The organism is Ruegeria meonggei, from assembly GCF_900172215.1.
Classification (GTDB): Bacteria; Pseudomonadota; Alphaproteobacteria; order Rhodobacterales; family Rhodobacteraceae; genus Ruegeria; species Ruegeria meonggei.
In genome coordinates this window covers 454,696-466,225 of the sequence record NZ_FWFP01000001.1, presented here as the reverse complement: position 1 = coordinate 466,225, position 11,530 = coordinate 454,696, and the positions used below count along the sequence as shown (strand labels likewise).

12 protein-coding genes, 1 tRNA gene and 1 riboswitch are annotated in these 11,530 nt (G+C 57.0%); of the genes, 6 read left to right on the top strand and 7 right to left on the bottom strand.

The window, feature by feature from the left end:
• The gene (gene cobW / locus RUM8411_RS02330; RefSeq protein ID WP_085820996.1) at positions 1–1,056 is read right to left on the bottom strand and encodes a cobalamin biosynthesis protein CobW; all 1,056 of its coding nucleotides are present in this window, start codon (positions 1,054–1,056) and stop codon (positions 1–3) included.
• A complete protein-coding gene (locus RUM8411_RS02325; RefSeq protein ID WP_085820995.1) occupies positions 1,053–1,433 on the bottom strand; it encodes a DUF1636 family protein in 381 nt (126 codons plus the stop codon). The genes cobW and RUM8411_RS02325 overlap by 4 nt, the downstream gene beginning before the upstream one ends.
• Before the next feature lie 94 nt (positions 1,434–1,527).
• A riboswitch (cobalamin riboswitch) is annotated at positions 1,528–1,737 on the bottom strand.
• A 303-nt stretch (positions 1,738–2,040) separates the two neighbouring features.
• Here RUM8411_RS02325 and RUM8411_RS02320 point away from each other — a divergent pair.
• On the top strand, positions 2,041–2,343 hold the full coding sequence (locus tag RUM8411_RS02320; RefSeq protein ID WP_234995111.1) for a hypothetical protein: 303 nt from the start codon (positions 2,041–2,043) through the stop codon (positions 2,341–2,343).
• A 34-nt stretch (positions 2,344–2,377) separates the two neighbouring features.
• On the opposite strand, the gene RUM8411_RS02315 is transcribed toward RUM8411_RS02320, so the two are convergent.
• The gene (locus tag RUM8411_RS02315) at positions 2,378–3,793 is read right to left on the bottom strand and encodes a tyrosine-type recombinase/integrase (RefSeq protein WP_085820994.1); all 1,416 of its coding nucleotides are present in this window, start codon (positions 3,791–3,793) and stop codon (positions 2,378–2,380) included.
• Between the two features lie 163 nt (positions 3,794–3,956).
• Positions 3,957–4,030 (bottom strand) — tRNA-Cys (locus RUM8411_RS02310).
• Between the two features lie 228 nt (positions 4,031–4,258).
• On the opposite strand from RUM8411_RS02310, the gene RUM8411_RS02305 reads away from it, so the two are divergent.
• The 3 genes from RUM8411_RS02305 (at position 4,259) to RUM8411_RS02295 (ending at position 7,248) form a co-directional block, all read left to right on the top strand.
• Positions 4,259–4,912, top strand: coding sequence for a protein-L-isoaspartate O-methyltransferase family protein (locus RUM8411_RS02305; RefSeq protein WP_085820993.1), 654 nt, complete (start codon positions 4,259–4,261; stop codon positions 4,910–4,912).
• A gap of 96 nt (positions 4,913–5,008) precedes the next feature.
• A complete protein-coding gene (locus RUM8411_RS02300) occupies positions 5,009–6,427 on the top strand; it encodes a TolC family outer membrane protein (protein ID WP_085820992.1) in 1,419 nt (472 codons plus the stop codon).
• Positions 6,428–6,501: 74 nt separating this feature from the next.
• The gene (locus tag RUM8411_RS02295) at positions 6,502–7,248 is read left to right on the top strand and encodes a hypothetical protein (protein ID WP_085820991.1); all 747 of its coding nucleotides are present in this window, start codon (positions 6,502–6,504) and stop codon (positions 7,246–7,248) included.
• A gap of 3 nt (positions 7,249–7,251) precedes the next feature.
• Here RUM8411_RS02295 and RUM8411_RS02290 read toward each other — a convergent pair whose 3' ends face one another.
• On the bottom strand, positions 7,252–8,709 hold the full coding sequence (locus RUM8411_RS02290; RefSeq protein ID WP_085820990.1) for a cobyric acid synthase: 1,458 nt from the start codon (positions 8,707–8,709) through the stop codon (positions 7,252–7,254).
• Positions 8,710–8,770: 61 nt separating this feature from the next.
• Here RUM8411_RS02290 and RUM8411_RS02285 point away from each other — a divergent pair, with 61 nt between their 5' ends.
• The gene (locus RUM8411_RS02285) at positions 8,771–9,340 is read left to right on the top strand and encodes a cobalamin biosynthesis protein CobQ (protein WP_085820989.1); all 570 of its coding nucleotides are present in this window, start codon (positions 8,771–8,773) and stop codon (positions 9,338–9,340) included.
• A 66-nt stretch (positions 9,341–9,406) separates the two neighbouring features.
• Here the strand turns inward: RUM8411_RS02285 and RUM8411_RS02280 are convergent, their stop codons facing one another.
• On the bottom strand, positions 9,407–9,727 hold the full coding sequence (locus RUM8411_RS02280) for a DUF6280 family protein (RefSeq protein ID WP_008757056.1): 321 nt from the start codon (positions 9,725–9,727) through the stop codon (positions 9,407–9,409).
• Between the two features lie 218 nt (positions 9,728–9,945).
• Here RUM8411_RS02280 and efp point away from each other — a divergent pair, with 218 nt between their 5' ends.
• On the top strand, positions 9,946–10,509 hold the full coding sequence (gene efp, locus RUM8411_RS02275; RefSeq protein WP_085820988.1) for an elongation factor P: 564 nt from the start codon (positions 9,946–9,948) through the stop codon (positions 10,507–10,509).
• Between the two features lie 53 nt (positions 10,510–10,562).
• Here efp and RUM8411_RS02270 read toward each other — a convergent pair whose 3' ends face one another.
• On the bottom strand, positions 10,563–11,507 hold the full coding sequence (locus tag RUM8411_RS02270; protein ID WP_085820987.1) for an ABC transporter transmembrane domain-containing protein: 945 nt from the start codon (positions 11,505–11,507) through the stop codon (positions 10,563–10,565).
• Positions 11,508–11,530: the final 23 nt, after the last annotated feature.

Genomic DNA, 11,530 nt, shown 5'->3' with positions numbered 1-11,530 from the left:
TTATTCGGCGGCCTCTGCTACACCCACGAGGATATCGCGGATTGCGGCCTCTTTGATGTCGTCATGTTCCGCAATGACCACCAGCCGCGAACGGCGCTCTTCACCCGCTTCCCACGGACGGTCGTACTGGTGACGCACGCGGGCACCGACGGCCTGCACCAGCAGGCGCATCGGCTTGCCCTGAATGGCAGCATAGCCTTTGACCCGCAGGATGTTCAACTCATTGGCCAGACGTTCGATCCGGGCGACCAGCTCGGCTGGATCAACCTGTTCCGGCAATTCGACAATGATGCTTTCGAAATCATCATGCTCGTGATCGTGATGGCCGTCGTGATGGCTGGGACGTGCGTCCATGTCATCTTCGGCAGCGGATTCCAGCCCCAGAACCACACGTACGTCCACTGCGCCTTCGGCGACTTCGACCACGGGCAGGGAGCGCGGAGCCTCTGCCGCAATGATCGCTTTGGCCTTCGCCACACCCTCTGGACCGGCCAGATCGGGCTTGGTCAGCAGAATGATGTCAGCGCAAGAGATTTGATCCTCGAACACCTCGGACAAAGGCGTTTCATGGTTGATCGAATCGTCGGCCAGGCGCTGGGCGTCAACTGCCGCGACATTGGGTGCAAAGCGGCCAGCGGCGACTGCTTCGGCATCGGCCAGCGCGATCACGCCATCAACGGTTATTTTTGAGCGGATATCAGGCCAGTCAAACGCTTTCAGCAGTGGTTTGGGCAGGGCAAGACCCGAGGTTTCGATCAGGATGTGATCGGGCCGCGGCTCCAGTGCCATCAGCGCCTCGATGGTAGGGATGAAGTCATCAGCCACGGTGCAGCAGATACAGCCATTGGCCAGCTCCATGATGTTTTCCGCCGGGCAATCGGGGATGGCACAGGATTTCAGGATGTCGCCATCGACCCCAACGTCACCGAACTCATTAACCACAATGGCCAGCCGCTTGCCTTGTGGGTTTTGCATCAGGTGGCGGACAAGTGTGGTTTTTCCTGCGCCCAGAAAACCGGTGATCACGGTGACGGGAAGTTTCTCAAGAGTACTCATTTCAGGGCTCCAATCGGGGGAATACGGGCCGCACAGTTTTTGCGGAAATGTTCAGGACGCTCGCGCCATTTCACCAAACCGTCTTCGGCAGCCAAGTATTTGGTTGCACCATCGACAATCGTTTCGACGTGCTCGGTTTCGGTCAGGTTTTCGTAGACAAAGGTCCAGCGTGTTGGCCCACCGCGCAGGACGATGGAACAGCCCTGATCGCAATTCGAAAGGCACTCAACCGGCTTCAGGGTCACGCCATCCGGCAGGCCTGCCTGTTCCAGTGCTTTGTGCAGCAAGGCGCCGGGTCGCTGCGCGTCGTCCTCGACAGGCAGTCCGCGACGACACGTGGTGCAAACCAGCAATTCAACTGGTGTGGTCTCGGTCATGTCTCTCATCCCCCCAATTCCTCTTTGTGGGGGACGGGGTTTCATGCGGGCCACGCGATTGCACATGGACCCGACACCGGAACACCCCGTCCGGTTTCATCTTCGGGTGTTGGCAGGTCTCCCGGCTTGCGGATGTCAGAGGCGGTCCTCTGGCAGATGTCCCGCCTTCCCGGCCTGTCAGGCCAGTGGCTTTGGGCACCCTCTCCGGTCACGGTCGCGGGGGCGGCTGCGTTTGACGGTTGTCCCGCTGACGCATTCCCTTTTCATCCATCGCAAGATGGACACCAACGCAAGGGACATGCGGCACGGGCAGGGGGCTTGTCAAGCATGAGAGATGGGTAGATTTCTGCGAGGTCAGAAAAGCGACCAGCAAAGGTCAGCCAGCGGCATTTGTTGCCAGCCACACGGTGTTTTCAAGTATATTTTGAAGCGAGGTTCATCGGAAACCACCGTGTTTCCTTCAGTTGTCCATCGGCAGCGACTAGTGGTCATTTCGTTAAGAGTTGCCGACGAGCTTTGTTTCGCGCTGGATAGCTCTTTCTGGCGTGCTCACCTCAGCTCGTTCGTGGTCTGAACCAGTATTCCTGAAAGCGACTCAGGCGGGGGTATGCGCCTAAACGACGAAACCTATGAGGTGGCGCGCAAGTCATGGGTCAAGAATGAGCAGGGTGAAAAAGTGCTGGTGGACAAGCTGCGCAAGGTACGTCCGTGGTTTTTTGAACAGGACGGCGGCTGGTACGTGCAGTGCAAATACGGAAATAAGGCGCTGACGATTGGCAATGGAAACTCTGTTTTCGTGAAAGCGCTGAAAGATATTGCTGGCGCACTGAACGCGTTGAAGGCGGCGACAGACGCTGGTGAACTGGACGAGGCGATTGCAAAGGCAACACAGCGTCGAAAGGCGAAGTAAGACGTTTTGGTTGGCGCAGCAGCGGTTGCGTCAACTACCCATTCAATATCCGCAGTAGTGTATCGCCCTTTATCAAGTCGTCATTCTTTGCCGCCAGCGCCTTCATCGCAATCTCTTCTGTCACCACGTAATTCTGTCGTTCAACGCCCAAAGCCGCCAGCAGCCCAGCTTCATCTAGTTTGCCCGCTGTAAGCATATTGAACGCTGTAGCCACCACGCCCCCGCCGTTTGCTGCCGCTTCCTTCTTCTGGATTTTTCGCATGTCGCGCCCACTGTGCATTTTTGCGTTAAGCAATGGGCTGTATTTGCTGTAGTGCTTGTCCAACATTGCCGTGCTGTTACCCATTTGTTTGCTCAGGGCATGTGTGCTGATGCCGCGCTTCAAATCCCGCGTCGCATAGTAGTGCCGCAAGCTGTACAGGGTGCGGGATTTGCCATCAGCGCCAATTTTCAAACCCAAGTCATCCAGCAGCGCATTAAATGCGCGGTTTAAGCTCGCGATGTTTGCAACTGCGCCCAAGCGGGTCGTGAACACATGCTCGTTGCATTTGGCTGCGATGAGCAGAGCGAAGCTGTCGTAGCTGAGAGCGGGGTTCAGCGTACTTTGTCTGTCCAAGTAGCCTTCCACTGTGTCTCGCGCCACTGCGCTTCTCTTTCGCGTTTTCCCGTCTACGTTCACCACCAAATAGCGTTCACCGCCATTCTCCTGCCATTCAATGTTCCGCCAACGTAGCCGCAAAGCCTCTGTGCCGTGACGCACGCCAGTGTTTGCAAGAAACAGCACGTAGTTGCGTAGCACTTCGCGCGTTGCCGCTGCCTTTTTGTCTTTGGTCTTTTTGTGCCAACTGCGCAGCGCGGTATAAATCTTCTTGTACTCTGCGTCCGTGAAGCTGCCTCTGCTTTCGCTTTTGACGCCTTTGTTTAGCAGGGTGGGGCGCATAGATTTTACGATCCAGCCGTGCAGTTCTGCTTCATCCAGTACTCTGTTCAGTGCAGCGTTGTGATTATTGATGCCGCTTTGTGAGAACGGCTTTTTATTCGTCTCAGTACGCCACGCGTCAAACGCCGTCAGCGCAGCCAAATCTATCTTCGCTACATCCGTGTCGCCAAAGTACGGGATGAGCCAAATGCGCAATGCTGAGAAGTAATCTTTGTAAGCTTGCTTGCCGCCACCCTCATCAAGTTCGCGCTGCATGCGCGCCATCGCGTATTCAGCAACATGCTTGAATTTGCGGGTTTGAGCGGGGAGGTGATTTTTGATGCGCGCTTTGGTTTCGTGGTACAGCTCAATCGCGCGTACTTTTGCTTCCTCTAAGTCGTCTGTCTTTGTGCTTTTCACAACACGTTTGCCGTTGTCCAAAGTCAGCCGCACGTACCAATTTTCGCTGCCCTGGCGCTTATCCAGCTTCAGTTTTTTGTGCACATCTATCGTTGTAACGCCGTAACTCATCGCGTGCTGTTTCGCCTAGTTGCCTGTTTTTTCTCAGTATACGGCAAAAGGCCTCAAATTGCATTCGAATCTGCACGCGGACTGTGTACGAATTGTGCACGAAAATTGCGAGACTACATCTTGTGTTGGTGGGCTTAAGATTGGCGTATTTTACAAGATGTTGTGGAGGCGAGTACCGGAATCGAACCGGTGTACACGGATTTGCAATCCGCTGCGTCACCACTCCGCCAACTCGCCTTTTCAAGTAAAATCAAATACTTGCCGTGGTGTGACAGGCGTTTTAGCACCTTTCGTTAGGGGCGTCCAGTAGGTCGGCTGCAAAAAGCGGTTGTCGGCTTGTATCGATCGGATTTGCGCCCCTCAAAGTTCCGGCAGTCTGAGGAAACTTTCGCTGCCAGGGCCGTTGCCGGTATCGTCGGAATATGGCACAAGCCAATCAACCTTGGGATAAGAACGAGCGATCAAATGACAGATTTCGCAACCCGGCGCCGCACGATGGTGGACACGCAGATCCGACCCTCTGATGTCACCAAATTTCCCATCATCGACGCGATGCTGGCCGTCAAGCGTGAGAATTTTGTTCCCGACGGGCAACGCGAAGCCGCTTATGCCGAAGGGGTGATCGAGCTTGGCGACGGACGATGCATGTTAGAGCCGCGGACTCTGGCCAAGATTCTGGACGTGCTGAACATCTCCAATGACGAGGTTGTTTTGGACATCGCTCCGGCCCTTGGATACTCGACCGCTGTGGCTGCGCGCATGGCACAGCTGGTGGTTGCGGTAGAGGAAGACGAAGGCCTGGCCGCCGAGGCGCAGACGATTCTGATGGAGGCGGATGCCGACAATGCAATCGTGCACACAGGTCCGTTGGAACAAGGGGCGACCGAACATGGACCTTATGATGTCATCATGATTCAGGGCGGAGTAGAACAGGTGCCGGATGCTCTCATCGCTCAGTTGAAAGATCACGGGCGTATCGCCTGTCTTTTCGTGGAAGGGCGGCTTGGCACGGTTCGGATCGGACACAAAACCGGTGGCCGGATGACTTGGCGTCACGCGTTCAATGCTAATGCACCGATTTTGAAGGAATTTTCCGCAGAGTGTGCATTTTCGCTATAATTGCACCCTGTATTTTTCTGCCGCCTTGATTAGTTGAAAACAAACACGCAAACTGTTCGCAGGGCAGCGTAATTTTGGTTTGAGAAGGATTTTGTTATGCGTTCACGGACGGGGGCGAATCTGATTAAGGCCGTTGCATTGACAGCGGGTATAGCGCTCAGTGCATTTCCAGGGCGTGCGGTTTGGGCCGACAACCTGACCGATGCGTTTATCGGAGCATATAATACTAGCGGATTGCTGGAACAAAACCGCGCCCTGTTGCGTGCGGCGGATGAAGATGTTGCGATTGCCTTGTCGGCGTTGAGACCAATCATAAACTGGACAGCGCGGATAAGTCAGAGCCACAACCGACCCACCGTAAGTGGCGTCGCTACTTTGAATCAGCCATCAGATTTTTTTACTGGGCTCACGTTGAGCCAACTGGTCTACGACGGCGGCTTTTCGGTACTGGGCAAACAATCTGCGCAGGAAACGGTTTTGGCCACGCGGCAGACGTTGCTTGATATTGAACAGCAGGTCCTGTTCCGAGGGCTGGGTGCATATCTGGGCGTTTTGCTGCAAGAGGAAACCGTACAGATTCGGATGAACAACGTAGAGGTGTCGGCAGAAGAACTCCGGGCGTCACAGGACCGTTTCGATGTGGGCGAGGTGACCCGCACTGACGTGGCACTGTCGCAAGCGCAGCTGGCAAGCTCGCAAGCGGATCTGGCGGTTGCACGCGGTAACCTGAGCATTGCGCAGGCGGAATATGTCAACGCCGTAGGCAAAGCGCCCGGGCGTACAGCCGGTCAGCCGCGTCTGCCGAACCTGCCGCGATCCGAGAGTGAGGCCGTTGGCCTCGCGCAGCGCAACCACCCGGCTATTCAGTCAGCACAGCACCAGGTGCGAGCGCTGGATTTGGTCGTGCAACAGCAGCGTGCCAATCTGGGTCCGAATGTCGGCCTGAGCGCTGATGCGGGCATCACCGAAAGCTATGATAACGATGACAGTCTAGAGGATGCATCGGTTTCGCTGACGTTCACCCAGCCGATCTATGCCGGTGGTCGACTGGCCGCCAGCGTCCGCCGGGCCATGGCAACGCGGGACGCGTCTCGTGCCAACTTGCTGAACGTGCAAAAGAACATCACCCAAGGGGTCGCAGACGCTTATGCAGCCTTTCAGGCGGCTTCGGCCAGCCTTCGGGCATCGACCGAACGGGTCCGCGCCTCGCAGGTTGCGTTTGACGGTATCCGGGAAGAAGCAACCTTGGGCGCGCGGACCACTCTGGACGTGCTGAACGCGCAGCAGGATTTGCTGGATGCGCAATTGGCAGAGGTTGCATCGCGAACGGAACGGTCGCGGGCGGCGTATCAGTTGCTGCAGGCGCAGGGTTTGCTGACGGCTGAGCGTCTTGGTCTTGCGGTTCAGATCTATGATCCGACCCTGTACTACAATTTGGTCAAGAAAGCGCCAGCACAGGTCAGCAGACAAAGCAAAGACCTGGATCGCGTGCTCAAAGCGTTGCGGCGCGACTAAGAACCAATACTACCTGTTGTGAGGAACGGCTTGTTTGGCTACACTCATCCCCAAGGATAGAGCGGTAGAGAACAATGACGGAAAAAGTCTTAAACGCAGGAATCGAGGACGTGTTGTCCTCGATTAAACGTCTGGTTAGCGAAGAAGACCGGAAAGTTCCGGGCCTGATGGGATCTTCTATGAGTCGCAAGCCCGGCAGGCTGGTTCTGACGGATGCATTGCGGGTCAGCGACTCCGCCGATGAGACCAAGCCCGAGCAGCAGAAATCCGCGTACAAAGCCGAAGATTCGGTCAAGCCGATGCTTCTGCGGGCATGTGACATCGTCAAACACGCCGAGCCCGCGCCCGAGCAGCAAGCAAAGACCGAAGTGGATGGCGCACTGGTCGATAGCCTTAGCTTCAAGATCGAAGCGTTGGAGGCCGCAATTGCCCGGACAGAGGATCAATGGGAACCCGATGGCGATAGTGATGATGCCTATTCCGGTACCCCGACCAAATCGCTGAACTGGAACGCCGAAGACGAGTTTGTCGAAGCCCAGAACGCTAAGGCAGCAATAACCGAAGCCAAGCAGCCCAAGTCTTCTACAACTGCAACCTTTATCCGGGACCGCGACACCTCGGCCGCTGCGCCTGTTCAGGTTAGCGAAGCCGTGGAACCGCAAATATCTCTGTCCATGGATGAGGATGCTTTGCGCGCGTTGATCGCAGAGGTGGTTCGAGAAGAGCTGCAAGGCGTATTGGGTGAGCGCATCACCCGCAATGTCCGTAAAATGGTACGGCGCGAGATCTACCGGGCCCTCGCAGAACAAAAAGCAGACTAACTGTTAAGGCCTTTTCGGCGGCGTGGCTGCTGCCAGAATGCGATCCAAATCCATATGCTGTTCCAGATGGTCGGCCAGCGCATCCAGCGTGTCTTCGACTCCGTCCTCATAGGCCAGATTTGATGCGGTCCCAAGCTGTTCCAGATAGCTGGAGCGGAATGCGTCGGACGAAAAGATACCGTGCAGATAGCTGCCGCGGATGCGGCCCGTACTGTTCGCGGCACCCTCGGGTCGGCCTTCGATTTCCAGCCAGGCACGGCTGCAATCCGGGCCTTCTGTCCGGCCCATATGGATTTCATAACCTGTGACGGGCTCGTTGGCTGGAACGGTGTGTGCGGTACGTAAAGTGACCTGCTTTTCGCCTGCCATAACAGTGTCCACCTCCAGCAGCCCTAGTCCGTCGACAGTGCCTGGACGACCATCAACGCCATCCGGATCCGCGATGGTTCTTCCCAGCATCTGGTAGCCGCCGCACAGGCCCAATACATGCCCACCGCGCCGCACATGCGCGTAAAGGTCGATATCCCAACCTTGCGCCCGGAAGTAAGCCAGGTCACCGATGGTGGATTTGCTGCCAGGCAGCAGCACAAGGTCCGCGTCACCAGGCAGAGGGCGGCCTGCGGGCACGATCTCGACCGTCACGCAAGGCTCAGCCGAGAGGGGGTCGAGGTCGTCGAAATTAGCCATCCGTTCCAGTTGCGGCACGACAACTTTGCAGGCACCCCCGCTGTGGGACCGAATGTCCATCATGTCTTCGGCAGGCAGCTTCCAGGCGTCCTGGAACCACGGCACAACCCCCATGCAGGGCCAGCCCGTGCGCGCGGCGATGTCATCACGGCCGTCGTCGAACAGCGATACATCGCCTTTGAACCGGTTTACGGCAAAGCCCTTGATCGTCGCCAGATCAACATCATCAAGCACCGCCTGCGTGCCTACGATCTGTGCGATGACCCCACCGCGGTGTATATCGCCAACCAGCACCACGGGAACCCCGGCGGCACAGGCGAAACCCATATTGGCAATGTCGCCCTGACGCAGGTTTGTTTCGGCCGGGCTGCCGGCACCTTCGATCAGAACCAGATCGGCGTCTTCACAAAGCCGGTCAAAGCTTTCCAACGCGGCACCCAACAGCTTGGATTTGTCCTTGCGGTAATCGCCCGCTTTCATCGTACCTGCACGCTGACCCTGAACGATGATCTGAGCGCCGGTGTCAGTCTCAGGTTTCAACAGAATGGGGTTCATATCCGTATGCGTCGGCCGCTTGGCAGCTAGCGCCTGCAGCGCCTGCGCACGCCCGATCTCGCCGCCGTTTTCCGTCACGGCAGCGTTGTTCGACATGTTCTGCGGTTTGAATGGGGCCACCCTCAGACCGCGGCGCGTAAAGGCGCGCGCCAGTCCGGCGACCAAAACCGATTTTCCGACATTGCTGCCGGTGCCCTGAATCATGATGGCGCGAACCATGGCCGTCTCCTATACGATAGGGCGCAGATGACCTGATTTGAGGCAAAAGGAAAAGCCCCCGATGAACACACCTGCCCATCTTTTGCTTGGGGCTGCCGCGTTTGCGCGTCCGGCACGAGGGCGCATCCTGTGGGCGGCGGTGCTGGGGTCGTTGTTACCTGACCTGTCGCTTTATGTGCTGGCGGGCGTATCGCTTTATGTGTTGGGGATTCCGGCGCAGGTTGTGTTTAACCAACTCTATTTCTCGGAAGCCTGGCAGACGGTCTTTGCCATCGACAACTCGATCATCCTTTGGGGGGTGGCATTGGTCGTAGGGGTCTGGCGCGGATGGCAGGTGCTGACAGTGGCGGCGTCAGCAGGATTGCTGCATCTGGCTATGGATTTTCTGCTGCATGCTGGCGACGGGCGTCCGCAGTTCTGGCCGATCACGGATTGGGTTTTTCACAGCCCTGTCAGCTATTGGGACAGTGCGCATCATGCACTTTGGGTCGCTCCGGTATCGCTTGCGGTTTGCGCGGGCGCATTTGCGGTGCTGTGGCAGCGGGGGCTGTCAGTGTCCGGCAAATTGTTCTTTGCCGCGCTTCTGGCGGCAGAGCTTTGGGTTGCGCGCCAGTGGTTCTTGTTCTTTTGAGAGGTCCAAAAGAAAAACGCGCCCCGGGTTAGGGTGCGCGCTTTTTCTTTCAGAAATCGCCGTGGATCAGGCGGCTTCAGCCTGCTGAGCGGCATTGCGGCGCTCGCTTTCTTCACGCGACAGCGCAACCGAGGTGCGCACGCCACGGCCAACGAACTCCATCAGTCCGCCGACAACCCGTTCGTTGGGGTCGATGCCAGCACAGGACAGCACCTCGCGACCATCGCGCGAGCGGGCCCAGCGGGCGATTTGTTCGGGACCATTGCCGTATTTTTTGTCATCGGCGATAGCATCATCAAGTGCAGCCAAGACAACGGCTGCGAATAGTTTGCGTGCACGATTGCCTTGCTCGTTGTTAAAGGCAGTGCCGTCAACGAAATCTCTCATCTCGTCTTCCTTGTTGTTCTTGCTCTTGCATTTTCGGCGTGACGGTTCTTATGACCTATTGAACGCGATTCGGATACACTTTAAATGCATAGCTACGTTGCGTCAGTCGCATAGCTCGCTGCGCGTGCAGCACTAGGTGTCGTTGTCTTGTCAGGTATGGTCCCGCCAGATATAGGGGCGGGAACTGATGCATCAACCGTTTGTGAAGGATTTATGTCATGCCCAAGATAAATGGGAACGAAATTCGCCCCGGCAATGTGCTTGAACATAATAGCGGGCTGTGGGCGGCTGTTAAGGTGGATCACGTAAAGCCCGGTAAAGGCGGTGCTTTTGCGCAGGTTGAACTGCGCAATCTGCGCAACGGTTCTAAGCTGAACGAGCGATTCCGGTCCGCGGACAAGGTCGAACGTGTGCGCCTTGAGCAGAAAGATCAGCAGTTCCTGTACGAATCTGACGGCATGTTGGTGTTCATGGATACCGAGACCTATGAGCAGATCGAACTGCCCGCAGACCTGCTTGGAGAGCGCCGACCGTTTCTGCAGGACGGCATGACCATCCTGGTTGAGTTCTATGAAAGCGAAGCGCTTAACGCCACGTTACCCCAGAAAGTGACCTGCAAGATCGTCGAGACAGAGCCAGTGGTCAAAGGTCAGACCGCTGCGAACTCGTTCAAACCGGCGGTTCTGGACAATGGCGTCAAGGTCATGGTGCCGCCGTTTGTTGGTCAGGATGAGATGATCGTCGTGAATACCGAAACCATGGATTACTCCGAACGCGCCTGATCCTGCGCTTCGGGACTCATTTGGCAAACCGCGCGGTCAGCCCGTGCGGTTTTTCATTTTAGGCTGTTGATGCGGCGATAGCGCTCGGGGTTGGGACCGAACAGTTCCAACATCAGTTCGTATTTGATGCGGTTGGCACTGACCTGTCGATAGAAGGCGATCAAAAAGGCCGTGGGCCCCTGGATACGGCTGAGACCGCTAGTGGCGGCCACCACGGTGCCGACATCGGTTCTGCCCTGCAGGACCAGCCAGCCGCCCAGCATCAGAATGCCGACTGTACCCGCGCCGTTGATCACACTCAGCGTGAACTTGGCGGACAGTTTCCACAGAAACATCCGGCGGCGGGTCTCAAATATCTCATCAAACTGAGTTTCGATATCGCGCGCCACGGCATTGATATCCTCGGCCGTCAGCCTGTCGGTGGCGCTGCGCAGAATGCGAACACGCTCGGCCACAAAGACATTTACTTTGCGCTGCGACATCAGCACGATGATGATTTGCGGAACGATCATGGAAAAGGCGATCAGGCCCAGCCCAGGCTGGGTCGATGAGATATAACCGATCACACTGATCAGCGTGCCAATCTGCACCACCGGATCCGAAAAAGCACCCCCGGCGAATTTGCCCAGCTCTTCCGCCTCGGCCGAGATGGCGGTGGTCATCGTGCCCTTGCGCACCGTTTCCCCCGTTTCGCCCAAATCCGCTGAGCGTACCAGCAGGCGTTGCCGGATCAGCCGGATCATGTCCTCGCCCAGTGTGCCCGCCCGGAAGCCCAGCACCCATTTCAGCGCGAGGCTCAGAAGGATGACGGCCAGCATTCCTGCACCCAGCAGGATCAGCCGCTCGGTACCCGCATCGCCCGAGGTGAGGTGGTTAATGATATCGCGCTGAAACTCCAGCGGGACCGCCGCCAGCCCTGCGATGGCAATCGACAGGATAATCAGGATGATCTGTCGCCCGGCACTGGCGCGCCAGATCGCTTTGTAGAGCTTAAGCATATATCCACCCGGTTCCTTGAGGT

Excerpts from the sequence above, each read along its gene's own strand:
- cobW (WP_085820996.1), bottom strand. The coding sequence starts at position 1,056 with ATGAGTACTCTTGAGAAACTTCCCGTCACCGTGATCACCGGTTTTCTG.
- RUM8411_RS02325 (WP_085820995.1), bottom strand. The coding sequence starts at position 1,433 with ATGACCGAGACCACACCAGTTGAATTGCTGGTTTGCACCACGTGTCGT.
- RUM8411_RS02320 (WP_234995111.1), top strand. The coding sequence starts at position 2,041 with ATGCGCCTAAACGACGAAACCTATGAGGTGGCGCGCAAGTCATGGGTC.
- RUM8411_RS02315 (WP_085820994.1), bottom strand. The coding sequence starts at position 3,793 with ATGAGTTACGGCGTTACAACGATAGATGTGCACAAAAAACTGAAGCTG.
- RUM8411_RS02305 (WP_085820993.1), top strand. The coding sequence starts at position 4,259 with ATGACAGATTTCGCAACCCGGCGCCGCACGATGGTGGACACGCAGATC.
- RUM8411_RS02300 (WP_085820992.1), top strand. The coding sequence starts at position 5,009 with ATGCGTTCACGGACGGGGGCGAATCTGATTAAGGCCGTTGCATTGACA.
- RUM8411_RS02295 (WP_085820991.1), top strand. The coding sequence starts at position 6,502 with ATGACGGAAAAAGTCTTAAACGCAGGAATCGAGGACGTGTTGTCCTCG.
- RUM8411_RS02290 (WP_085820990.1), bottom strand. The coding sequence starts at position 8,709 with ATGGTTCGCGCCATCATGATTCAGGGCACCGGCAGCAATGTCGGAAAA.
- RUM8411_RS02285 (WP_085820989.1), top strand. The coding sequence starts at position 8,771 with ATGAACACACCTGCCCATCTTTTGCTTGGGGCTGCCGCGTTTGCGCGT.
- RUM8411_RS02280 (WP_008757056.1), bottom strand. The coding sequence starts at position 9,727 with ATGAGAGATTTCGTTGACGGCACTGCCTTTAACAACGAGCAAGGCAAT.
- efp (WP_085820988.1), top strand. The coding sequence starts at position 9,946 with ATGCCCAAGATAAATGGGAACGAAATTCGCCCCGGCAATGTGCTTGAA.
- RUM8411_RS02270 (WP_085820987.1), bottom strand. The coding sequence starts at position 11,507 with ATGCTTAAGCTCTACAAAGCGATCTGGCGCGCCAGTGCCGGGCGACAG.